Source organism: Alloprevotella tannerae ATCC 51259 (assembly GCF_000159995.1).
GTDB classification, from domain to species: Bacteria; Bacteroidota; Bacteroidia; order Bacteroidales; family Bacteroidaceae; genus Alloprevotella; species Alloprevotella tannerae.
In genome coordinates, this window is sequence record NZ_GG700642.1 from 484,122 (window position 1) to 506,979 (window position 22,858).

A 22,858-nucleotide genomic window follows, 5' to 3' on the forward strand; every position below is an offset into this window, starting at 1 on the left:
ACTTGCCAAGACCCATACTCAAAACATTCTTGAAAGCATCGCCTTTAATTTATACAGAACCCCGGGGATAATTATGTCCTCATTTGTAGGATAAGGCATAACCACCCTTGAGGAGCTCGTGCAAGCAGCTCCTCAAAGGGGGATTTACAACTACTTTCACTCCTTACTGCCACCCCTTTCACTCGCTCCTTTTATGCCAAGAACTCCTCTTTACTACACCTCCTTATTTTGCAAAGGTCTCCTATGGTCGGTTTATAGATCTCCACCTTTTGATTGGCAAAGGTTGCACGGCGCAGACGACGAATCAACTCTTCAGTTTTTCCGGAAAACATCGAACCGCAAACAACCTCAATGCGACCACGACACACATTCTCCTCTTGAAACAAACTCATAACAAAGATTTAAATTACAGCAGCAAAGATACGAAAACTCTCAAAGCCGACTGCCTAAAGTTAAAAAGAAGACCTCAAGCCTTCAGTAAAAGGTCTTGAGGTCTCATAATATATTATATGTATAAGTGCGTTAAGCTTGCGGAGTTGCCTCTGCTTCCGTTTCGGCAGCAGGAGCAGGCGTCACCTCTTCTGCGGCTTGTTGCTTCTTATTCTGCACACGCGTAGCTTTCAACTTCTCATTGATTTCTTCCAAATCGCCACGCAGGCGCTCGATTTTGCGCGTTATCTCTGCCACGAGACTATCACCGGCCTTCGACTTACTATTGAAGAACGACAAGTTAGTCTCATAATTCTTAATCTCAGCCTGCTTGGTTTCGAGTGCATTACGGAGACGGCGACGCTCTTTGCTGATTTCGTCCTCGCCCTTCTCTGCTACCTGCTTGCGGAAGTTCTCTATACTCCGGCGGCGTACAGATACGTGCAACTCATTATATATACGATCGCAAATCTCGCGATACTTCTTATAGATCTTATCTTTTTTGCGGAAAGGTACGTGGCCTATAGCATTCCATTGCTCTTGCAGGTCGTGCACTTGCTCTGAAATACCTTCCACTCCGGCTTCATAGAGTTTTTGCAAAGCTTCGATCACCTCGTTCTTCTTTGCTAAGTTTTCCTCTTCCACCTTGCGTTGGTCGCCCGTAGCCGCATTCTTGCGTTCAAAGAAGTAATTGCAAGCATCATTAAAACGCGTCCAAATCGCATCAGAAACCTTATGAGCTACAGGACCTATCTCTTTCCATTGCTTTTGCAAGTCTACGAAACGCTTTGAAGTTTCATTCCAATCCGTACTCTCCTTCAAAGCTTCGGCTGCCTCTGCCAACTTCGTTTTTGCCTCAAGATTCGCAGCCAGCGATTCGCGCAATCCCTTGAAGAACTCTGCTTTGCGGCGGAAGAAGTGGTCGCAAGTAGCGCGGAAGCGTTCGAAGATTTTCGTGTTCATCTTCTTCGGCGTAAAGCCGATCGTCTTCCATTCTGCCTGCAATTCGATAATAGTCTTCGTCAGCTTATCCCAATCAGCGAAAGTCTTAGGCACATTCAAGTCTAAGCTTTCCACCTTCTCGCACAAAGCCGTTTTCTTCTGCAGATTCTCTTCTTCTTTCTCTTTAAGGGCCACAAAATGCTCTTGGTGGCGCTTATTGATAGCCGTCGAAGCCGCCTTAAAGCGCGTCCAGATCTCCTCGCGTTGCTCTTTAGCTACAGGTCCGGATTCGCGATATTCTTGATGGAGTAATTGCAAGTGATGAAAAGCAGCCACGGGATCTGCTGCTTCCATCAGTTTCTCCGCTTCCTCACACAGCTGCGTTTTAATCTCCAAGTTTTTCTTAAAGTCATACATCCGCGCCTCGTGGTTGAGGTGCAACTGGTCGTAAAAATGGTCTACGCAGAGCTGATAATTCTTCCAGAGTTCCGTGGCATTTTCAGCCGGCACAAGCGTTATGGTCTTCCATTCCGCCATCAGCTGCTTCACCGCCTCAAAATTCTTATCTGCCTCCTCGGCAGAAGTCGATTTAGCCTTGATTTCCTCTATAATTTCCAGCTTACGCTTCAAATTATCTTGCTTTTCCTTCTCCTCTTCAGCTGCCAATTGAGCTCTTTTATCGCGTATTTCTTCATAGATCTGCTTAAAGGTGCTCTCGTCGGCATCCGGTGCAGGCATAAAGTCGTCAGCATGTCCGCCATCAGCCACAAATTGCTCGCGTGCAGCCACAACTTCAGCGTTGCGCAAGCGATAATACGTCTGCTTAAGCCATTCCAGCTCGGAGCGCTTCACGTCCTCCGGATTTTCGCTCAACGTTTTCAGTCGCTCAATCACCTCCAGCTTACTGGCGGGCGCATTTTGCTCCTGCTGTTGTTCCGTTTCTTCTTCAGGCGTAACGGTTGCTGGGTCGCTTGTTGTTTCTACTGCTTCAGGAGTTGTTTTCACGATTGCAGCATTGTCGGCATCCGGAGTGCAGGCTGCTGTTTCGGTTGCATCAACCGCTTGCGTCTGCTCGGATGCGGGGAGTTTATTTTCGTCCATTTTCGTTGTTTTTCCTAATCATGCTCATTAAGCTGTGCAAAGCAAAGGAATATTTATGATGTGACAAAGTTTTTCGTTGTCTTTCTTTCCGTTATGTTGCTCTTTAGAGCCAAGTTTTGCGTTTAAAGAGCCAGAAAAAGATTCCCGTCACGATGATTGAGCCGGCCACAACTGCCGGAAAGCTCCACCATTTAGTTTCCCAACCGGTCACTAAGTTCATACCGAAAATACTGGCAATCAAGGTCGGGAACATCAGGATAATCGAAACCGACGTCATCTGCTTCATCAGGTCGGCCATATTATTATTGATCACGCTCGCATACGTATCCATCGTCGACTTCAATATGTCTGCGTAGATGTTAGCCGTTTCGCGCGCCTGGTTCATCTCGATATTGACGTCTTCGATCAAGTCGGCGTCCAACTCGTCTATAGGAAGCTTAAACTTTAGTTTGGCCAGCAAGGTCTCATTACCACGAATGGAGGTAATAAAGTAAGTCAAACTATCTTGCAAGCGACTCAAACCGATCAAGTCCTCGTTGTTTATCGAATGGTCGAGCTTATGTTTAGCCTCCTCGATCAAGACATTGATCTGCTTCAAGCGCTTCAGATACCATACAGATGAAGAAAGGAAAAGACGAAAGACGAGATCGACGGAATCGGTGAAGCCCGCATTTCTTTTCTGTTGGTAAGAAATGAAGTCGATCATCATATTTGTCTCATAGTTGCACACAGTTACGCAGATGTTCTTATTAAGAATAATGCCCAAAGGTATGGTTGTGTGCGGCGTTTGTGAGCGCACTTCTTTCACATAGGGAATACGTAGAATGATGAGCGACCATCCTTCTTCATATTCATAGCGTGCACGCTCGTCTTTATCGCGTATGTCGTCGAGAAAGTAAGTAGGAATTTCTAATTCGTTGAAGAGAAAATCTTCATCGTCCGGAGTTGGACAAGTGACCTGCACCCAGCAGTTGGGTTCCCACTTATCCAGATTGCGCAGACTCTGATCGGTGTTCCAGTACGTTCGCATAAGCTTTCCTCCATGATTATTTGGGCGGGGAAGCCTTCGCATCGGTTCCCGGCCTTATCAATCGTAATTTTCCGCGTGGTAATCGTCCATTTTTTCGTTTTAGGCTTTTGAGCAGCAACCGACTTAAATTTTATTGTCGATACGCACTACTGTTCGCCTTCTTTTGTTCTTGGTGTGCAAAAATAAACAAATTATTTCTTTCAGGACGGCCTTGTCGCTCTTTTTCCACCAAAAATAGGAGACGTGGCTTGAAATGCACGAGCCGTCTTTGGTTTTTGTCGTCCACTCGTGCGCCGTCTCTCTGCCTTTTGGCGCAACTTCAGCTGAGGATGGCAAGGGGGGCGGCAACGCAGAACAACTTGCACGAGACCAACGACCATCCACCGCGCGCCGCCGGCGCTAAAGGGCAGACCGAGCAGTCGGAAAATGCGCCTCAAAGTGTAGAGGATTTATTGTTTGGCGGCAGCAAACGATAGTATGCTCCCAGCAAACCATAGTTTGATCCCGGCAAACGATGGTTTGGCGCGAGCAAACAATAAGCGGCCTCGATTTATGGCTGCAGAGACAGACGTCTACGAATGGTTATAAAGTCCTCGTCTGAAAAGAAATGCGCCGGCAGCAACAGAGGACGGCTACGTCTGCGCGGCAAGTCGAGCAGACGGGAAAGAGAAATGAGAAGGGCGTGTATCCAAGTGGGATTCACTAACTTTGCAACCACATCATCAAGGCTATGAATTCAGTTATACTCTTAGCTTCAGGCGGCGCTCTCGGGACGATTGCCCGCTATTATGGCCAGCAAATGGCCAACAAATATTGCACAGGCGCGTTTCCCTACGGCACGTTTGCGGTCAACGTGCTCGGCTGCCTACTCATTGGTCTGTTGAGTGGGCGTGCCTTATCGATCCCTTGGTTGGACCAAGAAGGGCGCCGACTGCTGATCACGGGATTCTGCGGCGGATTTACGACCTTCTCGACCTTCGCCTTTGAAAATATGGCCTTGCTGCAAAAAGGGGAAATCCTCGTATTCCTTTATTACACCCTCGGCAGCATCGGTGCAGGCCTGCTGATGGTGGCCCTTGGCTTTTGGCTGACGCGACCGGCACTTTGAGGCGCTCCGGTTGATTAGAGAATTATCATTTTCCATTTTTTGACAGAAAAAACGAACTTCGGATTTCATAAATTTAGGTCTTCGGATGCCACGAATCTGCCTTACGGAATCTAACTTTGCAACGATGAAACGAATTATCCTATTCTTCCTCGTCCTATTCGGGCTCACGGCTGTGCAGGCGCAAGTGGTCGTTGACCTGAAAAAGGGCGGCCCGACGGTAAAGTCGAAAACGCTGAAAGATTATGACCACCAAGGGCGCGACGAACGCGCACTGCGTGAAGATTCGGTGCAATATGTCGACTGCCTGCGGCGAGCTTTTAACGCACTGGCTACCGATTCTTTGCCGCAGGCCGAAGCGTTGTTTAAGGAAGCCCTACACTTGCGGCCGGATGCCAAGGGCAATTATGTCGTTTGGCGCAACTTGGGCCTCATTTCCTTGGCACGCGTGGAAATGAGGCAAGCCATCGAGCGCTTCACCAAAGCCCTGCTCGCTCAACCCGGCGATCAAGAGTCGCGCTATAATCGAGCAAAGGCTTACTTTCTCTTGAACAATTTTTCAGAAACTATAGCCGACTGCGACATTTTTCTGAAGCAAGACGCCACCAATTTGTTGGCAGACTCCGTACATCTTTTACGTGCTGCGGCCAAAGTCGAACTGCGTCAATACGCAGCAGCACGGGCGGAACTGACAGACTTACTGACGCGAAAGCCCAACAAGAGCGAGGCGCACCTGTTGTTGCTCTGCATCCTGCAAGCTGAAGGGCGACTGCAGGAAATGCGGGCAGAAACCATAAAATTCTGCAAAAACTGTCCGAATAACAAGCAAGATCTTGTCATGTTTCTGGATGGGGCGAAACAAACGGGCAACATAGAAGAAGCAAAAATTATCTATGATGCGCTGCTTGAAGACGCACCGGACAATGGGCTTTATCGCATCGAACGCGCAAAGATATTGCTCGCGCTCGGACAAAAGCAGGCGGCGCGGGAAGACCTCAAAATAGCACGCCGCAGCGGCATACCCTCTGCAGCTTGGAAGGAATTGGAACAAAAATTGAAATAAAAGAACGATGAAAAGACTACTGCTGATGCTCAGTTTTGCACTGCTGGCGGCCAACTTAACGCAAGCGCAGGACTTTGACCGACGGGAGTATCGCGCCGTTTGGCTTACGACATTTTTGGGCTTGGATTGGCCGAAAGGACACGACCCTCTCACGCAGCAAAAACAGTTGTGCCGCATCTTGGACCAATTGCAGGCGGCGAAAGTCAACACCGTCTTGTTTCAAGTGCGCTTGCGCGGAACGACGGCTTACGATTCCGACATCGAACCCTGGGACGGCATCTTCACGGGAACGCCCGGACGACGCCCCACTTACGACCCGCTGGCTTTTGCGATTGAGGAATGTCACCGCAGAGGAATGGAACTGCACGCGTGGATGGTAGCTTTTCCGGTCTGTAAACTGAATGTGTTGAAGGCTTTGGGGACTAAATCGGTAGTACGTAAGCATCCGGAACTCTGTCGGCGGTCGGACGATCAATATATAATGGACCCGGGTATGCCGGGCACGGCCGATTATCTTGCGAATCTGTGCCGAGAACTTGTCAGTCAGTATGACGTCGACGGCATTCACCTCGATTATATTCGCTATCCGGAAGCCGGCCTTCATTTTGACGATGCAGCGACTTATCGTAAGTATGGTAAAGGGCGCGAACTCAAAGCCTGGCGGCGCGATAACGTGACGCGCGTCGTAGAAAAGATTCACGAGGCGGTGAAATCTCAAAAGCCTTGGGTGCGTTTATCTTGCGCACCGGTAGGGAAATATGCGGACTTGCCGCGCCAATCTTCACGCGGGTGGAATGCACGCGATGCGGTCGGACAAGATGCTGTAATGTGGCTGAACAAAGGTTGGATGGACGTGCTCTTTCCTATGATGTATTTTGATGGAGACAATTATTATCCGTTTGTTTTAGATTGGTTGGAACGTGCCGAGCGGGGAACGGTGGCGCCGGGATTGGGCGTTTATTGCTTGAGTGCGGGAGAAAAGAATTGGCCGTTGCTTACTTTGCAGCGGCAAATGAACTTCCTGCGCACGGCGGAGGCAGGCGGATTCGCGCTTTTCCGAAGTGATTTTCTAACCAATAACACAAAGGGAGTGTATGATTGGCTGGCAGGAGAATATACTACGCGCCCGGTGCTCACACCGCCGATAGAGAATCCGCAAAGTACGCTTCCTGCGACGCCTCGCGCAACGCTGACGAGGCAGGGTTACGACTTGCATTTCAATTTCCCAATCGATGGGATACACAATATATATATAAAGGAGGGGAAAACATTTAGTTTCTTAGGCCAAACTGCGACGGGACATTTCACTTATCGGCCGGCCTTGCCCGCGCGCTTATACGCGGAATATGCGGTAAAGGCTATGGACCGCTATGGTTGCGAGAGTCAGCCTGCGTTTCTAAAGATAGGCGGCGAGATTCAGGCTTTGAAGGACACGCTACACGTTGCGGATCTGCCCATCGACGTCAAAGCGTTTTGGATTTGTGATGCTTTTGGCCGCAAGCTGCGCACGGTGGACGCGACCTCAACGATTGACGTCTCTGATTTGGGTCCCGGCTACTACGAACTCCGAACGGTCGGCCGCAAAGGCCGCTCGCATCGGGTCAGACTCTTCAGGCGATAAAGCCGGTATCTTAGTTGGGAGGCACACGCCTTAGACGGATAAAGCGACGGCTTTGGTTTCTGTGGCGAAACCTAAGAAAGAGATACCAAAACAGCGTCCGACGTTCAGTGGTATTGAACGTCGGACGCGCTATTTTATGCTTTAATCGATGCGGCCCACACTCTTGTCAAAGTAGTTTGCATACGCATTATATCGTATGCTGACGAACGAAGACAAGATTACACTACCGCAAAGCACTACCTTGTTTTAGTCGATCGTCAATAAGACGGTTCCTTCCAAAACACTGTCGCCGGGATTCACGCAAACGGCCGTCACCGTACCATCGTTTTCTGCCGTGATGTTATTTTCCATCTTCATAGCCTCCAGCACAAGGATGTTCTCGCCTTTCTTCACAGCTTGGCCGGCCTTCACTAAGATTTTCGTAACCACACCCGGAAGCGGAGCTTTTACCGGATTGCCTTTACCCGCCTCTGATGCACTCGATGCACTTGCTGCTGCGGCCGGCTGTTCGGCAGGAGCAGGTGCCGGCGCATCGGGCACAGCCGTCGTATCGACAGTGGGCAAATTGTCTTCTGTCAATTGCGTCCCTTGCATTTCGACGTCAAAAGGGATACCGTTAACTACAACCTTCGCACGGCGACCTTGCACCTCGTTGATCGTAACATCGTAGGCTGCGCCGTCAATTTTATATTTGTATGTCTTCATTTTTCTGCGTTACATTAAGTTTCCCTCGCCGGAAGGTATTTCGGGAGCGTGTAAGTTTTTAGAAATATTGCTCTTCTCGTTCATTAATTCGGCCGGAGAGACCCACCCCGCCCGACTGGGTTTGAGCGTAATCACATCCGGTTCGTCATCGTGGACAACTTCGATGTCGTGCTCAAACAGCGCAAGCACAATCGCCGCCACAAAAGCCGGCAGTTGCTCGTCCGAGACCTGCGGCGCCTTACCGTCGATCAAAAAATCTTGGAGCGAAGCGCTATTGTCGTCAAACGACAAAGAAATCGCCTGCCCGTTCAGTTGAAATTTATAATGCTTCATTGACTTTTCAATGGTTTTGAATAGCGCCTTGCCGGCCGAAGCGGATCGGCCAACAAGACTTGTTCTTCCTTATTAAAGCGGAATATTGCCATGTTTCTTAATCGGTCTCGTCTCGCGCTTGCCGGAGAGTTGCGCCAGTGCGCGGCAGATGCGGAAACGCGTATTGCGAGGCTCGATTACGTCATCGACATAACCATACTCTGCAGCCTTATACGGATTCGTGAAGAGATCGTTATACTCTTGTTCCTTTGCTGCCAAGAATGCTTTCGGATCTTCTTGCTCCTTAGCCTCTTTGCCGTTGAGAATTGCCACAGCACCACTGGCACCCATCACGGCAATCTCGGCACTGGGCCAAGCGTAGTTGAGGTCGTTCTTCAACTGCTTACAACCCATCACGATATGACTACCGCCATAGCTCTTGCGCAGCGTCACGGTCACCTTAGGCACCGTTGCTTCACCATAAGCAAAGAGGAGTTTTGCGCCGTGGTCAATCACCGCGTTATACTCCTGACCTGTACCGGGCAGGAAGCCGGGAACATCGACGAGTGAAACGATAGGAATATTAAAGCTATCGCAGAAACGCACGAAGCGAGCTGCTTTACGGCTGGCGTTGCTATCTAAAACGCCGGCATAGACACTGGGCTGATTAGCTACAATTCCCACGCTTTGGCCATTGAAGCGCGCAAAGCCGATAATAATATTGCGGGCAAACTGACTCTGTACTTCCATAAACTCGCCATCATCGACAATGGCTGAAATTACGTTGTACATATCGTAAGCCTGATTAGGATTATCCGGAACTATTTCGTTCAGCGCGTCCTCCTTACGATCAATCGGATCATTGGTGGGCTTCAGCGGCGCGTGGTCTAAGTTATTTTGTGGCAGATATTCGAGCAAATGGCGAATAAGCAGCGCAAACTCCTCTTCCGTCTTTGCCGTAAAGTGCGCTACGCCGGAAATAGAAGCGTGCACGTTCGCACCGCCGAGTTGTTCTTGCGTCACGTCTTCGCCCGTTACGGTTTTCACCACCTTCGGACCCGTCAAGAACATATAACTAACGCCCTCCAGCATCACAACGAAGTCAGTCAAAGCCGGAGAATACACAGCACCACCGGCGCAAGGGCCGCAAATACCGGAGATTTGTGGGATTACACCGCTGGCTTCAATGTTGCGCTGAAAGATTTCACCAAAACCGGCCAACGCATTGATGCCTTCTTGAATGCGTGCACCGCCAGAATCGTTGAGGCCGATGCAGGGAGCGCCCGTCTTCATAGCAAGGTCCATCACCTTGCATATCTTTTCGGCCATCGTGATCGAAAGACTACCGCCGTTGACCGTAAAATCCTGCGCGAAAATGAAGACCAAGCGGCCATTGATCGTACCGGAGCCGGCCACGACGCCATCGCCCAAATATTGCTTCTTATCCATGCCAAAGTCGTGGCAGCGATGAAGCTTAAACATATCCATTTCCTCGAAGGAACCTTTATCCAACAGTAGCGCAATACGCTCTCGCGCCGTATATTTTCCTTTTTCGTGCTGCTTGTCGATGGCCTTCTCCCCGCCACCAAGGCGAGCCTTACGGCGCAATTCGACCAATTGCTTTACTTTCTTCAGTTGTTCATTCATAATATGCAATCGTATTATTTTGGGGGACAAAGTTACACGAAACCTAAGAGAATCAGAAGTATTTATGCCTTTTTTCGTATGCTTTCAACTTCTTGCATTAGGTTTTGACAGGTGAAAGTTATAGTTGCGCACTTTGCACACTAAGGCCACCATTTGCGCAAAGAATACGAGTTTAGATTGCACACTTTCTTCTCAAATGTTTTATTTCAAAGAATTAGCGCCGACTATACAGTGCGCGAAATATGCATTTTTTATCTTTTTTCGCACTGCAATCCTACAAAATTGAGCACTTTTGAGTCTTTATTTTGATTTGAGTTACTACGTTTCAAACGTCGGTAGTTATTTTTGCTAAAAAATGACCGAACCGGCCGAAAAGGATTCTACATCATTCTCCTTGATAAGCGCAAGGCGAATAAAGCAACAAGCCCCTAAGCGCTCACAAAGGCAAAAAGGTTTAATCAGCGCTTGGCTTTCTCCGTACAGACGCGAGAGGTAAAAATTCCAACTAGGAGGGAAAAAATTCCAATAGGAGGAATTTAATTCCCAACAAGTAGGGAAAAAAGTCCCAATAAGGAGCAAAAAAATCAGCTCATAGATACGCCATTTGAGAATAAGCCTGCGCCCAACATTGAACTAAGCAATCGGTGGTGGAGCATAAGTTGCCGCAAATTCAATATAAGGTCCTATTAAGGATCTATACCTTCTTCTAAGTCTTCACGCGATGATTGCGTATGCCCCATAGTCTTTTTCTTTTGATAAGCGTAAACGCTTTTCAAATAAAGGTTGTAACTTTGCAGAAACATTCGTAGCATATCAAAAATGAAAGCAGAAGAAGCCAAAAAGAATGGCAGGGGTGGGCGCAGAGCAGGCGCCGGGCGCCCCAAAGGCGATCGCCGCTTGTTCTCCTTCCGTATAGAAGGGCGACTGGCCGACTTTATTGATAGTCATAAAAACCGAACAGCGTTTATACACAACTGTATAGAAAAGGCTTTCAACAAGAAGGAGGAAGACGCCTCATTTTTCGCGCTTCAAACATTGGGCGACATTTATCCGGCCACGAGCGTTCGATCAATGACGCTCCCAAAGTTTGACAATGCACGCGTTGTAGCCGGCTTCCCTCTGGCTTTAGACACCGATGAGCAGGCCCAAAGTGTTGATATCCTCCGGATGCTTTGTCCCAATCCGGAAGCTTCTTATTTGATAAAGGTAAGAGGCGATTCGATGATTGATGCCGGCATCAGCGACGGAGACATTATTATTGTAGATAAAAGTAATCGGACGCCCAGCGAGCACGAAGTGGCAGTGTGCGAATATAATGGAGAATACACCATTAAGCATATCGTGCAGCAAGCGGGAAAGACGTGGTTGGTTCCGGCCAACCCTAAATATCCCCGTATAGAGATTTTTGAAGAAGATGATTTCTCGGTATGGGGCGTAGTCACTTATACGATTCATAAACCTCGGGCATAACAAGATATGTGGGCTTTGGCTGATTGCAATAGCTTCTTTTGCTCCGTAGAAAAAGCCTTCCATCCGGGATTAAGGGGAAAGCCTGTCTGCGTATTATCCAGCAATGATGGCAACATCGTAGCGCTTACTCCCGAAGCAAAGAAGATTGGGATTAAGCGCGGCGACCCCGTGTTTAAAGTAAGAGATCTTATTTCTTGTCATAACGTGAAACTCTTCTCAGCAAATATGAAGCTCTATGCTGCGATGTCGCGTCGTGTAACCAATATGCTACGAAAGCGTATTCATCACGTAGAAAATTACAGCATTGACGAAAGTTTTTGCTGCCTTGATGGCTATGAACAACTCTATGATATGGAAAATTTTATGAGAGAAATCGTAGAGAATGTGCGCCTTTGGACAGCAATCCCCATGAGTGTGGGGATTGCTCCAAGTAAGACCTTGGCAAAGATCGGTAGTAAGTTTGCCAAACAGTACAAAGGTTATCGCTCAGTGTGTTTGATTGATACAGAAGAGAAACGGCGCAAAGCGTTGGCCCTTGTTGACCTATCTGACGTATGGGGAATCGGTCGACGCACGCTGAAGAAATTAGCATATTACAACATTCATACGCCTTTGGCCTTTGCAGATAAAAGTGAAAACTGGGTGAGAAGTCGCTTTACGCTACCGATGATCCACACTTGGAAGGAACTTAATGGCGTTGATTGTATTGACACCACGGAAGTCATTGCTAAACAAACAATTTGTACAAGTCGCAGCTTTGGCAATATGGTTACCGAACTTGAAGACCTTAAAGCGTCGGTAGCTCATTTTGCCAGCTCTTGCGCCAACAAGCTTCGTAGTCAGTCGTCTCTGTGTAGAAGTGTTACGGTGTTTATTGCGACGAACCGCTTTCGCGAGGATTTGCCACAATATAATAATATGCTTACCTATACCCTACCCATAGCCACAGCCGACACACTTGAAATTACCAATACGGCCATCGCGATTCTGCAAGAACTCTATCGCCCGGGCATACAATATAAGAAGTCGGGGGTTGTTCTTGGGGATATTTCTTCCGGAAAAGCTATCTCGCAAGACCTTTTTGACCACATTTCCAATCGCTCTGAACGTCATCAATTAATGCACTTCATAGACAATATAAACCAGCGCTATGGGAAAAAAACTATTCTGCTGGGCATTGAAGGCATAGGAAAACAAAAATGGACCGCCAAATGTGAGCAGCGCACACCAAACTATCTTACGGATATTAACGAAATTATGACGATTCGTATATAAAGTGACGCGCGGTAGGCATCGCACGCGCCTTCTAAAGGTAGAGGTGTAAACTTATAGTCCGATAATGGATGCAAGACCTAAGCCCATTGAACCCTTTCCAATGAAACTTTTTACAAAACGGTTTGCATACATTTTTTTGCCTTAAGAACTTTCGAAGACTCTTGATTTCATCAACAAAAAAACATTGGTAGGCTGACTATTGCCAACCTACCAAATGTACTTGATGCCTTAAGCTTTATTTCTTTATAATGGTCTTGCCATTGACAACGTAAATTCCCTTTCGTATTCCTTTTAAAGAATAGATGTCCTTTGCAACGAGTCGGCCATCTATTGTATAAAGATCAAAAGGCTTACCGGAGTTGATTTCTATACTCTTGACATCTGTAACGGGAGTAGCCTTTGTCGCCTCAGATTCACCACCCGCATAGACGGCAGAGACTGCATAATTTGCATTATTGTTTGATGCTTCTGTATCAGTAAACTTACTTGGCGTATCAGCATCAATACGCTTTATCAACTTATTTCCACGATAAATATTGTAAGCCACAACCTTTCCGCAACCTGCAGTATAGGTTATGTCGTCCAACATTAACATGTAAGTATCAGCTGTATTATTATGGATGGCAAAATAAGTGGCACCTTCCGGCAAAGTAGCAGAATATTGCTTCCATACGCCACCGTCAACTATGACTTTCGTACTCGTTGGGATAAAGTCGGCTATCGTTGTTCCTGCTTTTGAATAAAACAATTCTATATTCTCCGGATAGTTAAGTGTTGACGACTTAAAGTTGTTCGCCCAGAAAGTAACCACTTGTTCCTTACCAGGGAGCGAAGGAGAAATAAGCCAGTTGTCTGCTACGATAAATTGTGAATTTTCTACACTATAAAAAGAGGCAAGATAGCGACCGCCGCTATGTGGACGCAGGCAAGTATACTCTTCCATAACTTTATCTGTTAGCCATGAAGCGGGCTCTACTAAAGTAAAAGCAAATCGTTTTCCTTCGTTAGGATGCGGATAAGAACGACTAAACGGACCACGTGCGACGCCTTTCTCTCCATATACCGATGTCCACTCTCCGAAATCATCTGTTGCCCAAGGTGTATAACTCTCGAAATCGTCAGTTACCACTTCAGAAGTTTCTTCTATTTTCTGCCACTCTATAACAACCTTACCATCAGTTTGCATCGTTGCCGTAACGTTAGTAGGCGCAGTTTTAGTAGAAGAAAGCAGCTCAACATTGGCTGTTGCGACATTATCATCAGGCGTAGCATCTTCGTCCGCTGTTACTACTTCTGCTTTCAACGAAAGCGGCGAAACATCGACGACCGTAGTAGGACACTTTAATGATACCGTATTCTGCGCGTGGGGAGCTAACGGATCAGCTATGACTTTACTATCTATCAAATCATTTCCTGCATAGAGTCGAACCGTATAGTTAGTTCTTTCAATGCTTCCCATATTTCTGACATCTACCTTTGCGGTGATCGTCTCGCCCTTACGTACTTTTGAAGGCGCATTAAGCGATAGACGCAAATCTTTCTCCACCACATCACGCACATAGATATTATCGAAGTATACGGTTTCTCCGGTTGGTGCTTGCGCAGTAAAGGTAAACGTTATATAAGGCAATACGGTGTATTCTGTGTCTAATTTTACAGAGGTCGTATGCCATTCTTGTTGTGAATTATCTATGTTCGCATAGTCTACGATACATAGTTGCTTGGTTTCTTTGCCCGGAGCATCTATTCTCACGATAACCTTCCCTTTTCCATTAGGAACTGAAGAACGATTGGAAAAGACCAATGTCGGACTGACTGCCCCTTTAATAGATATCTTTCCGGACCCCATCGTAGCACTATCCTCATCAGCAACTGAAACATAACCCGTACATCCGCCATCGCCATCAGAAGACATTCCTTGCATTAACTGGAAAGTAGATTTATCTGTTTCCGAGACCCACCACATAGAATTATCTAAGCGACCATTCTTAAAATGTTCTTCGAATGGCAAGACATAAGGTTCTCCGACAAGGATATTAGGCGACATAACACGAGGACCTTCCCCCACTTCATTCTCAGAAGAAAGCGCGTAGTTAATCATATCCTGCTGTCCTACATTAGTCTTATACGGAATACTAATAGATGTTTCCGACACTTTCTTCACAAGCGTCAGGTTAACTCCTGTACCGGTTTCTTCTATCTCATAAACATTGTAGAGCACATCAGCCGGTTTAACATAGCCACCGTGTGATCCTGTTGTCACAGCATCCCAAGTAAGCGTAATAGAATCATCGGTCTGACTTGTTTGAATATTTGTTGGCGCAATGGGAGTATCTACACCTACATAAACTTCGATTCTCTTACTTTCTTTTCCTTCTCCCAATGAGTTCTTCGCAATAACAGAATAGGCATTGATTCCTTGTTCAGCCTCATTGTCTACATATTTATAGGAACCATTAGGTTCAATATCCCCCATCTCACCTATTTTTTCCCCATTACGCATAATGTCTATCGTGAGCGGTGCTTCAAGGTTTGAACCATCAATGGCTGTTGCCGGCGCAACAAAGTCTATAGTAGCTTTCAAACTACCATCGTTAGCCGCTGTAACTGATACAAGGTTTGCTTCATTGGGGGCTTTCATCGAATTGCCCTCAACAGAGATGTCATCAAGAATGAGTTGCCAAAACCAGTCGACATCACTTGTGCAATGAAATCCGAAATAATAGACGCCATCAGCTGTCGGAGTAAATGTCTGTTTAATAGTCTCGTACTCGGTATTGGTAATTTTATGTTGCTCTACAAGCACATTGGTCATTGCATCTACGGTAGCAGCATTTCCATATTTCACTTCCAACAATTCAGGGTAGGATATGCCCTTACTTGCTACACGATAAGAAATGTTATACACCATATTTGCCTTTAAAGCCAGCGGTGGTGTTATGAGCCAATCATCGTGGCTGTTATCGCCATACTGCATTTGAACGGCCGACTGTCCCGTTTCATTGTCAAGAAAATAACTCCACGTATTGCCGTCCTTGTTTGCATCAATAATGGTAAATGAAGTTAGTGCATTTTCATTATCAAACCCTTCTCTGAAAGGTAATTCCGCCACATTGCCGGGCGCATCCTTCATAAAAGACTTCGCACCCAAGCGCTGCTGCTCACGCTTTTCAGCCCGAAAGGTCTGCTTTGTGCCGGATGGCAAAAGGAGACTTTGCCGCTTAAACTCTAAAGTCCCTTGCAAATTATCAGGGGAAGATTTACTTTCAGCATTAACTAATCGCTGCTTATGCTGTTTTGCAGCAGTTTTCTCATACGGCTGCGCACTAACACTCGCTGCAGAAAGCCCGATGAGGGCCATAGTACTCAATAAAAACAGCTTAGATAAAAAACTATTCATACGTTTTTTTTGCAACACTTTGGGTTAATAACAGGTTTAAATAAGGTGATAAATTTGTCTTAGATCTAAACAGGCTACCAAAGCATACAGTTACCAAGTGTTGCGATAAGGTAAACTATACGCTATAGTACGCGGTATCTTTCGACAGGGGTTAACATCAGCACTTTACCACCAAGAAGCAGCCCACAAGCTTTCTCGGACTAATGCCCATCTTGGTCTTGCAAATATACCTCATTTTTATCTTCATTCAAAATATTTACAGCTATTTCAAACAAGCTGTTCATATTTCCTGGCAGGAAGTAGCGCCTCAAGACGCGCATAAGGTCTCATTATAAATAATCTGCAAATTGTCTCCTTATGCCGTTTGCCTTAGACACTCCACGTTTGAGATCGTCTTAAAAGCCACTGCTAATCTTTTCTATCCACATACTTTTTAAAAACGCTTCTCCCATATCGTTTGACGAGCAGAGCTATCAAGAAAAGAATAATGTACACATATAAGAGTTGAGCACCATCTGAAAAGTAAGGGCGAATGCTATAAGCCGCACCGGCAACAGCCTGATCATCTACAACTAAAGGTTGAGCATAATAGAATTTAAGGTTATCCGGAAGAGCATCTATCACTTCTCTTATCACATAAAAAAATATCCAGAACAAACTACCCTCAACAATAAGCGCCCAATAACTTTTCACCCATGCTTTATTGATCTTAGTAAAATAGAGCAACCATAAAAACAGAAGATTAAGCCAACCATAATACACCATCGTAAGCATCGAAAGAACAAGAAGTTCGTAACCTAATGCTGTCATTTTAGCTAAAGACAAAGAACCCTCGCAAACGCCCACGAGTATAGTTGCCATTACATATAAAAGCATTTGAACGCCCCAAAATATAACGAGCGCGCGAAATGACGCATATAATAAACGTTTTACCTTTTCCATTTTCTAAAGCGATTCACTTAGGTCGGTGGCTATCTGTTCTAAGAATGATTGTAGGCTTGACAGCAAAATTGTCTTGCCATACACATAGAAGTCATCGGAGTACTATTCCGCTTATGATACACTTCCGTCAATCACGACCAATAAGCCGGAATAGGAATCTGCCTTTGCTTCTTTCAGCTTCAAATGTACAACTTTATTCTTTTCCGCACCTCATTAAAATCACTTCCGCGTACTGCGTAGCACGATTTCTTCAGGCACAAAAGAGCAGCAACACCCGCTCATCTACCTAATTGAGGGGATCTCCGGCAAGGCTCCTTATTAATAAGGAGAAAATCACCCTCATTACTTATGATTTTTTCTTCGAAATTTTTGCAAGATAAAACCTATTCCTGTCTTTTTGTAGCGATTAAACGACAAGATTTATGCGTGTACGTGAGATGTTTTCTCGGATTAAAAACAAATGGGCCGGCTTCAAGCAAGCACTCAGCTATCGTCAGAAGATAGCACTTGTTTCTTTATTGGGCATCATTGTAGGCTCAGGCGGATTATTTATGTATCTCTTGAGAATGCACACTTACATCATCGGCGACGATCCGAAGGCGTGTATCAATTGCCACATCATGTCGCCTTATTATGCTACGTGGAGCCATTCGTCTCACGCGCGTAATGCTACGTGCAACGACTGCCATGTCCCTAATGGCAATATCTTGTCGCATTATCTCTTTAAGGGCAAAGATGGTATGAAGCACGTGGCTTACTTTGTGACAAAGAGTGAACGCCAGACGATTATGGCTGAAGAGGCATCGGCCGAGGTTATTATGGACAACTGCATTCGTTGCCACAAACAACTGAACACGGAATTTGTAAAAACAGGACGCATTGATTATATGATGGCGCAACGTGGCGAAGGAAAAGCCTGCTGGGATTGCCATCGCGACGTGCCTCACGGCGGTATGAACTCGCTTTCGTCGACTCCCGGCGCAGAATTTGTAGAACCGCTGCCCCCCAGTCCGGTTCCTCAATGGTTGCAGAAGATGTTAGGCCACGAAGCTGTCCCCAATCTGCGTTAGCGAATCTATTGATAGTATTCACAAACACACAACGCAAGGCGCCGCCGACAGAGCAATAAGCAAGCCGCCGACCGCCGAAGTATAAGAATCAACATAACAAACATCGTCGCAGCCGCGACGCATTCATAAAGCAAAATTCCTAATTCTACAATATGGCAAAACAATTGAAAAAATGGCAAGGATGGTTGCTCTTTGGTGGAGCAATGGTCATTGTCTTCGTATTAGGCCTGATTTGTTCTTCACTATTAGAACGCAGGGCAGAAGTGGCGAGTATATTCAATAATCGCCGCATACAAATGACCGACTCGATTGTATCGCAGAACGAGAAATTTGCCGAAGACTTTCCGAGAGAATATCAATCGTGGGCAATGACTGCTGATACGACTTTCGAGAGTAAATACAACGGCTCGCAAGAAAAGGACGTGCTCGAGGAGCACCCTGAGATGGTCATTCTTTGGAATGGTTATGCCTTTTCTAAAGAATACAACACGCCGCGCGGACACCGCCATAGCGTAGAAGATCTGCTTAAGATCCTCCGCACGGGCAGCCCGGGTGTTGACGGGCAAACGGATATACAGCCGGGTACGTGCTGGACTTGCAAAGGCCCGGATGTGCCTCGCTTGATGCGCGAGCAGGGCACTGACAAATTCTATGCAGCGAAATGGAGCGATTGGGGTGATCAGGTAATGAACACCGTGGGCTGCTCCGACTGCCACGATGCTCGCACGATGGAGCTCCGTCCGGCGCGCCCCGCACTTTATGAGGCTTGGGCTCGCGTAGGCAAAGATGTTCGCAAGGCGAGTCATAATGAAATGCGTAGTTTGGTGTGCGCACAGTGTCATACGGAGTACTACTTCGAAAAAGAGAATGGCAACTATTTGCACTTCCCGCAGGAGAGAGGATTACTCTGTGAAGATGCAGAAGCTCACTACGATAGCATTGGTTTCTACGATTACATCAACCCGTTGTCAAAAGCTAAGATCCTGAAAGCACAGCACCCGGGCTACGAACTCTTTATGCAAGGTATCCACGGCCAGCGCGGCGTCTCTTGTGCCGACTGCCATATGCCTTATATCTCTGAAGGCGGCGTCAAATACACGGATCACCATATTATGAGTCCGCTGGCTCACATTGACCGCACTTGTCAGACTTGCCACCGTCAAGATGCAGAGACCTTGCGTCAGAATGTTTATGAGCGCCAACAGAAGGTTTACGACTTCCGCAAGCGCGTTGAGAAGGAGTTGGCTTATGCCCACATCGAAGCGAAGTTTGCTTGGGATAAGGGCGCTACTGAAGCTGAAATGAAAGAGGTGCTCTCTGACCTGCGCAAGGGTCAATGGCGCTGGGACTACGCCGTAGCCAGCCACGGTGCAGCCTTCCACGCGCCTCAAGAAGTGATGCGCCTCTTGGCCGGCGCAATGGAATACGCAAAAGATGCCCGCTTGCAAATCGCACGCGTTGTGGCTAAACACGGATATACGGGCACAATTCCTATTCCTGATATCTCTACGCGCGACAAAGCTGCCAAGTATTGCGGCCTCGATATGGCTAAACTGCGTCAACAGAAGAAGCAATTCCTCGACACTGTTGTTCCGAAATGGGTTGAGACGGCGCGAAAGAACAAAAGGTTTATCACTAAGCCCATCTAACGCCAATGCAGGAAATGGGCAAACTATAATCTAACAAACGATGGGAGACGAGAGCTAAGGACAACTCCGTCCCCATCGTTTTGTTTCATTAAAGCCGGCTAAAGAGCGCAAGCGCAGAAGGAATCGTCCTCATATCTTGCAACGCAAGAAGCTGTGCCTTAGCTACGCCAAAGAGATTACCCGGACGGTTAAGAACTTATTAAAACTATGTGGAATAAACCCTATTCACTGAAAGAAGGCAGCGCCATCACGGTAGGTTTAATGCTGATCGGCCTCATCCTTCAGTTTACCATCGGCCCCTTGGAGTGGGGGCTTTTTATGTGGCCCGCCAATATCATTGCACTGACGATTTTCGTGGCGCTCCTACTCGTGGTATGGCTACTGCGGAAGCACTTTTATTTCTGCCGCTTTATGACCTCAATGCAGGCAGCTGTGCCGGCTATCGCCGGAGCTGCGTTGCTCACAATTATTATGGGCCTCACCCGCCAACTGCCTGAAGGCAGATTGCCTGCTGACCCAATAGGTCTTACCAAGATGCTCAACTTCTGGCCCTTTATTCTCGTTTATGTTTGGATGACGGCCATTACGGGCGAGGCTACGATTTTGCAACTTTCGCGCTTTTCTTGGCGCCGGTTGCCTTCCGTCGTTAGCCACTTGGGCCTCTTTATCGTCTTAACTTGCGGCACACTCGGCAATGCGGATATGCAGCGCTTGAAAATGTTTTGTGAGCAAGGAAAAGTAGAATGGCGCGGCCTTGACGCCTGGAAGAATGTTCATAAGTTGCCCGTAGCTATTCAATTGGAAAAGTTTACGATCGACGAATATCCACCCAAACTGGTAGTTATCAATCGTCGAGGCCTTCCGCAACCGGCCAAAAAGCCGGAAAACTTAGTCCTTGATAAAGGCCTTCGCACGGGGCACCTTACGGACTGGAACATTGAAGTCGTAAAGCGCATTGAAGATGCTATGCCGGCAGCATTAGTACGTATGGTCGGTAAGATGCCTACGGGCATGATGGCCAACATCCGTATGGACTCTCTGGGCGTGGCGCGCAACAATGAGGGCTATGTACAGAGCGAAGCGCCCGGATCAGCTTGCGCCATCTTCGTCAAAGCTACGCGCGGCACAGAAGAAAAGCAGGGATGGATCTCCTGCGGCAGTTACATGTTCCCTTACCAAGGTCTGAAACTCGACAATGAGCATACAATCGTAATGCCCAACCGCGAGCCGCGCCGCTACGCCTCCTTGGTCGACATCTACACGATGGATGGGCAGAATATTCAAACCGAGATAGAGGTCAACAAGCCTTTTTCTGTTTCCGGATGGAAAATATATCAGCTCAGCTATAACGAGCAAATGGGCAAATGGAGCAATGTGAGTGTCTTCGAACTCGTTACGGATCCTTGGCTTCCCATTGTCTATGCAGGTATCTTTATGTTGTTAATCGGCGCTGTCGGTATGTTCCTCACGGCAGGCCGCAAGAAAAGAGAGGAGGTCACAAGATGATAAGTTGGAATCATTTTATCCTGTTTGCCATCACTTCCGTCCTGTGTTGGGCTACTGGCGCTTGGGGCGCTTGGAAAGAGAAACGCAAACTGGCTTTTGCAGCTACGGGAGTCGGCTTAGCCATATTCTTCACCTATATTGTATTGATGTGGATCAGCCTGGAGCGCCCTCCCCTCCGCACAATGGGCGAAACGCGCCTTTGGTATAGTTTCTTCCTTCCCTTGGCGGGCATTATTGTTTACAGTCGCTGGCGTTATAAGTGGATTCTTAGTTTCTCCACGATCCTATCCACCGTCTTTGTTTGTATCAACATTTTCAAACCGGAGATACACTCTAAGACGCTGATGCCGGCACTCCAAAGTCCTTGGTTTGCCCCGCACGTGATCGTCTATATGATGGCTTATGCACTCTTGGGAGCAGCTGTTTTGATGTCGCTTTATCTCTTGTTTTTCAAGAAAAGCGAAGTCACGGAAAAAGAAATACACATCACAGACGACCTTGCCAATGTCGGACTTTCATTTATGACGCTCGGCATGCTGATGGGCGCACTCTGGGCAAAAGAAGCTTGGGGACACTATTGGAGTTGGGATCCGAAGGAGACGTGGGCGGCTATCACTTGGCTGGCTTACCTCATTTATATCCATTATCGCTGGTATAAGCCGCACAATCTGCGACCCGCACTTTGGACGCTAATCATCTCTTTTTGTCTTTTGCAGATGTGTTGGTGGGGTATCAACTATCTCCCTTCTGCCCAAGGCTCGAGCGTACATACGTACAACTTACAATAGGCGCCACGAGCAGCCTCTTCCCGAAGATTCCTTATCTGTGCCCTTTCGCCGGATAAGGAATCTTTTTGATTCTACTATACGCATACCGCGCTTATCGATAGGATGGATAAAAAGCGAAGCAGCGAATACAGATACACGCCCACGAACGATTAAGAAAAACATTGACATCAAATATTGCAAGGAGGGCGACAGTCAGAGGTCAAGCAGCAAAAAACACCTTTCATAACACACTGAATTTCAAGACCCATAAGGGTGCTAAAACTTTCTCCTAAGAAAAGAAAAATTGTCTTAGGAGACAATTTTTCCTATCCTAAGGCGTGTTTAAATTTTCTCCTATGATCGTTTTTACTTTCACCTAAGCTAATTTTTAGCGGATACTGAGGATGGAAAAAACTTGACCGCAGAGGCAAATGTGAAGCATAAGTAAGACACAAAAACAGAGGTGGAAAGTAGGTGTTTCTATCGGTATCCTTACTCGGGAAAAATTAAAATCAGAGATGTATAAACCATACCGGTTGTCGGAAATGGAACTTACGAGCAAAGACTAATTATTGGCAATTATTGCTCTGATTCTTTATAAGAATTGCCCGCAGATCAACTATTATCATTCTTTTCAAACTTTGAAAAGACCATTTGTGAGCTTTTATCGAAACTAGCTGAGGATAAAAACCGCAAGTGGCTTATGTAGAATAGGAGTTAAGCAGAACCTCAGAATATGTTTTTAGTACACTTCTGAGGTTCTATCAAGCAACACATTCCATTACCTAATTTATCTGTTGTTGAATCTTCACCCATTGTAAAAC

17 protein-coding genes and 2 pseudogenes are annotated in these 22,858 nt (G+C 46.8%); 11 read left to right on the forward strand and 8 right to left on the reverse strand.

The annotated features are described in order from the left end of the window. Positions 1–118: 118 nt before the first annotated feature. Positions 119–244, forward strand: a pseudogene (locus GCWU000325_RS12345) (DNA methylase); the annotation flags it as partial. Here the strand turns inward: GCWU000325_RS12345 and GCWU000325_RS02065 are convergent. The 3 genes and pseudogenes from GCWU000325_RS02065 to GCWU000325_RS02075 form a co-directional block, all read right to left on the reverse strand. Then, a pseudogene (locus tag GCWU000325_RS02065) lies at positions 243–392 on the reverse strand (thymidine kinase); the annotation flags it as partial. The pseudogenes GCWU000325_RS12345 and GCWU000325_RS02065 sit on opposite strands and share 2 nt — an antisense overlap. Before the next feature lie 130 nt (positions 393–522). After that, a complete protein-coding gene (locus tag GCWU000325_RS02070; RefSeq protein WP_006254321.1) occupies positions 523–2,472 on the reverse strand; it encodes a DUF349 domain-containing protein in 1,950 nt (649 codons plus the stop codon). Positions 2,473–2,575: 103 nt separating this feature from the next. Continuing rightward, positions 2,576–3,502, reverse strand: coding sequence for a magnesium transporter CorA family protein (locus tag GCWU000325_RS02075; protein WP_006254322.1), 927 nt, complete (start codon positions 3,500–3,502; stop codon positions 2,576–2,578). 329 nt (positions 3,503–3,831) lie between these two features. Between GCWU000325_RS02075 and GCWU000325_RS11845 the strand changes: the two genes are divergently transcribed. The 4 genes from GCWU000325_RS11845 (at position 3,832) to GCWU000325_RS02090 (ending at position 7,291) form a co-directional block, all read left to right on the forward strand. Beyond that, a complete protein-coding gene (locus GCWU000325_RS11845) occupies positions 3,832–3,978 on the forward strand; it encodes a hypothetical protein (protein ID WP_006254323.1) in 147 nt (48 codons plus the stop codon). A 254-nt stretch (positions 3,979–4,232) separates the two neighbouring features. Beyond that, complete coding sequence (gene crcB, locus GCWU000325_RS02080) at positions 4,233–4,610, forward strand: fluoride efflux transporter CrcB (protein WP_006254324.1); 378 nt, start codon at positions 4,233–4,235, stop codon at positions 4,608–4,610. Between the two features lie 124 nt (positions 4,611–4,734). Continuing rightward, positions 4,735–5,670 (forward strand): tetratricopeptide repeat protein, encoded by a 936-nt coding sequence (locus GCWU000325_RS02085; RefSeq protein WP_006254325.1) that lies wholly within the window; start codon positions 4,735–4,737, stop codon positions 5,668–5,670. A gap of 7 nt (positions 5,671–5,677) precedes the next feature. Further along, positions 5,678–7,291 carry a glycoside hydrolase family 10 protein gene (locus GCWU000325_RS02090; RefSeq protein WP_006254326.1) on the forward strand — a complete coding sequence of 538 codons (1,614 nt, stop codon included), beginning with the start codon at positions 5,678–5,680 and terminating at the stop codon, positions 7,289–7,291. Positions 7,292–7,537: 246 nt separating this feature from the next. Here GCWU000325_RS02090 and GCWU000325_RS02095 read toward each other — a convergent pair whose 3' ends face one another. The 3 genes from GCWU000325_RS02095 to GCWU000325_RS02105 form a co-directional block, all read right to left on the reverse strand. Continuing rightward, a complete protein-coding gene (locus GCWU000325_RS02095) occupies positions 7,538–7,996 on the reverse strand; it encodes a biotin/lipoyl-containing protein (RefSeq protein ID WP_006254327.1) in 459 nt (152 codons plus the stop codon). Between the two features lie 9 nt (positions 7,997–8,005). After that, the gene (locus GCWU000325_RS02100) at positions 8,006–8,329 is read right to left on the reverse strand and encodes a hypothetical protein (protein ID WP_006254328.1); all 324 of its coding nucleotides are present in this window, start codon (positions 8,327–8,329) and stop codon (positions 8,006–8,008) included. Positions 8,330–8,401: 72 nt separating this feature from the next. After that, positions 8,402–9,955 (reverse strand): acyl-CoA carboxylase subunit beta, encoded by a 1,554-nt coding sequence (locus tag GCWU000325_RS02105; RefSeq protein WP_006254329.1) that lies wholly within the window; start codon positions 9,953–9,955, stop codon positions 8,402–8,404. An 819-nt stretch (positions 9,956–10,774) separates the two neighbouring features. Here GCWU000325_RS02105 and GCWU000325_RS02110 point away from each other — a divergent pair. Continuing rightward, positions 10,775–11,425 carry a LexA family protein gene (locus GCWU000325_RS02110; RefSeq protein ID WP_006254331.1) on the forward strand — a complete coding sequence of 217 codons (651 nt, stop codon included), beginning with the start codon at positions 10,775–10,777 and terminating at the stop codon, positions 11,423–11,425. 6 nt (positions 11,426–11,431) lie between these two features. Then, a complete protein-coding gene (locus GCWU000325_RS02115; protein WP_006254332.1) occupies positions 11,432–12,700 on the forward strand; it encodes a Y-family DNA polymerase in 1,269 nt (422 codons plus the stop codon). Positions 12,701–12,935: 235 nt separating this feature from the next. Here the strand turns inward: GCWU000325_RS02115 and GCWU000325_RS02120 are convergent, their stop codons facing one another. Both GCWU000325_RS02120 and GCWU000325_RS02125 read right to left on the reverse strand, forming a co-directional pair. After that, positions 12,936–16,100 (reverse strand): choice-of-anchor J domain-containing protein, encoded by a 3,165-nt coding sequence (locus GCWU000325_RS02120; protein ID WP_006254333.1) that lies wholly within the window; start codon positions 16,098–16,100, stop codon positions 12,936–12,938. 408 nt (positions 16,101–16,508) lie between these two features. Further along, positions 16,509–17,042 carry a hypothetical protein gene (locus tag GCWU000325_RS02125; RefSeq protein ID WP_006254335.1) on the reverse strand — a complete coding sequence of 178 codons (534 nt, stop codon included), beginning with the start codon at positions 17,040–17,042 and terminating at the stop codon, positions 16,509–16,511. A gap of 437 nt (positions 17,043–17,479) precedes the next feature. Here GCWU000325_RS02125 and nrfH point away from each other — a divergent pair, with 437 nt between their 5' ends. The 4 genes from nrfH (at position 17,480) to ccsA (ending at position 22,055) form a co-directional block, all read left to right on the forward strand. Continuing rightward, positions 17,480–18,112, forward strand: a complete 633-nt coding sequence (gene nrfH, locus GCWU000325_RS02130) for a cytochrome c nitrite reductase small subunit (protein ID WP_377925005.1) — start codon at positions 17,480–17,482, stop codon at positions 18,110–18,112. A gap of 152 nt (positions 18,113–18,264) precedes the next feature. Further along, entirely contained in the window at positions 18,265–19,761 is a 1,497-nt protein-coding gene (nrfA, locus tag GCWU000325_RS02135) for an ammonia-forming cytochrome c nitrite reductase (protein WP_006254337.1), read from the forward strand. A gap of 207 nt (positions 19,762–19,968) precedes the next feature. Next, a complete protein-coding gene (locus GCWU000325_RS02140; protein ID WP_006254338.1) occupies positions 19,969–21,267 on the forward strand; it encodes a cytochrome c biogenesis protein ResB in 1,299 nt (432 codons plus the stop codon). Then, the gene (gene ccsA, locus GCWU000325_RS02145) at positions 21,267–22,055 is read left to right on the forward strand and encodes a cytochrome c biogenesis protein CcsA (RefSeq protein WP_040599157.1); all 789 of its coding nucleotides are present in this window, start codon (positions 21,267–21,269) and stop codon (positions 22,053–22,055) included. Before GCWU000325_RS02140 ends, ccsA begins: the two co-directional genes overlap by 1 nt. Positions 22,056–22,858 lie beyond the last annotated feature (803 nt).

Coding starts and splice junctions, on each gene's coding strand:
- GCWU000325_RS02070 (WP_006254321.1), bottom strand. CDS start 2,472: ATGGACGAAAATAAACTCCCCGCATCCGAGCAGACGCAAGCGGTTGAT.
- GCWU000325_RS02075 (WP_006254322.1), bottom strand. CDS start 3,502: ATGCGAACGTACTGGAACACCGATCAGAGTCTGCGCAATCTGGATAAG.
- GCWU000325_RS11845 (WP_006254323.1), top strand. CDS start 3,832: ATGGCAAGGGGGGCGGCAACGCAGAACAACTTGCACGAGACCAACGAC.
- crcB (WP_006254324.1), top strand. CDS start 4,233: ATGAATTCAGTTATACTCTTAGCTTCAGGCGGCGCTCTCGGGACGATT.
- GCWU000325_RS02085 (WP_006254325.1), top strand. CDS start 4,735: ATGAAACGAATTATCCTATTCTTCCTCGTCCTATTCGGGCTCACGGCT.
- GCWU000325_RS02090 (WP_006254326.1), top strand. CDS start 5,678: ATGAAAAGACTACTGCTGATGCTCAGTTTTGCACTGCTGGCGGCCAAC.
- GCWU000325_RS02095 (WP_006254327.1), bottom strand. CDS start 7,996: ATGAAGACATACAAATATAAAATTGACGGCGCAGCCTACGATGTTACG.
- GCWU000325_RS02100 (WP_006254328.1), bottom strand. CDS start 8,329: ATGAAGCATTATAAATTTCAACTGAACGGGCAGGCGATTTCTTTGTCG.
- GCWU000325_RS02105 (WP_006254329.1), bottom strand. CDS start 9,955: ATGAATGAACAACTGAAGAAAGTAAAGCAATTGGTCGAATTGCGCCGT.
- GCWU000325_RS02110 (WP_006254331.1), top strand. CDS start 10,775: ATGAAAGCAGAAGAAGCCAAAAAGAATGGCAGGGGTGGGCGCAGAGCA.
- GCWU000325_RS02115 (WP_006254332.1), top strand. CDS start 11,432: ATGTGGGCTTTGGCTGATTGCAATAGCTTCTTTTGCTCCGTAGAAAAA.
- GCWU000325_RS02120 (WP_006254333.1), bottom strand. CDS start 16,100: ATGAATAGTTTTTTATCTAAGCTGTTTTTATTGAGTACTATGGCCCTC.
- GCWU000325_RS02125 (WP_006254335.1), bottom strand. CDS start 17,042: ATGGAAAAGGTAAAACGTTTATTATATGCGTCATTTCGCGCGCTCGTT.
- nrfH (WP_377925005.1), top strand. CDS start 17,480: ATGTTTTCTCGGATTAAAAACAAATGGGCCGGCTTCAAGCAAGCACTC.
- nrfA (WP_006254337.1), top strand. CDS start 18,265: ATGGCAAAACAATTGAAAAAATGGCAAGGATGGTTGCTCTTTGGTGGA.
- GCWU000325_RS02140 (WP_006254338.1), top strand. CDS start 19,969: ATGTGGAATAAACCCTATTCACTGAAAGAAGGCAGCGCCATCACGGTA.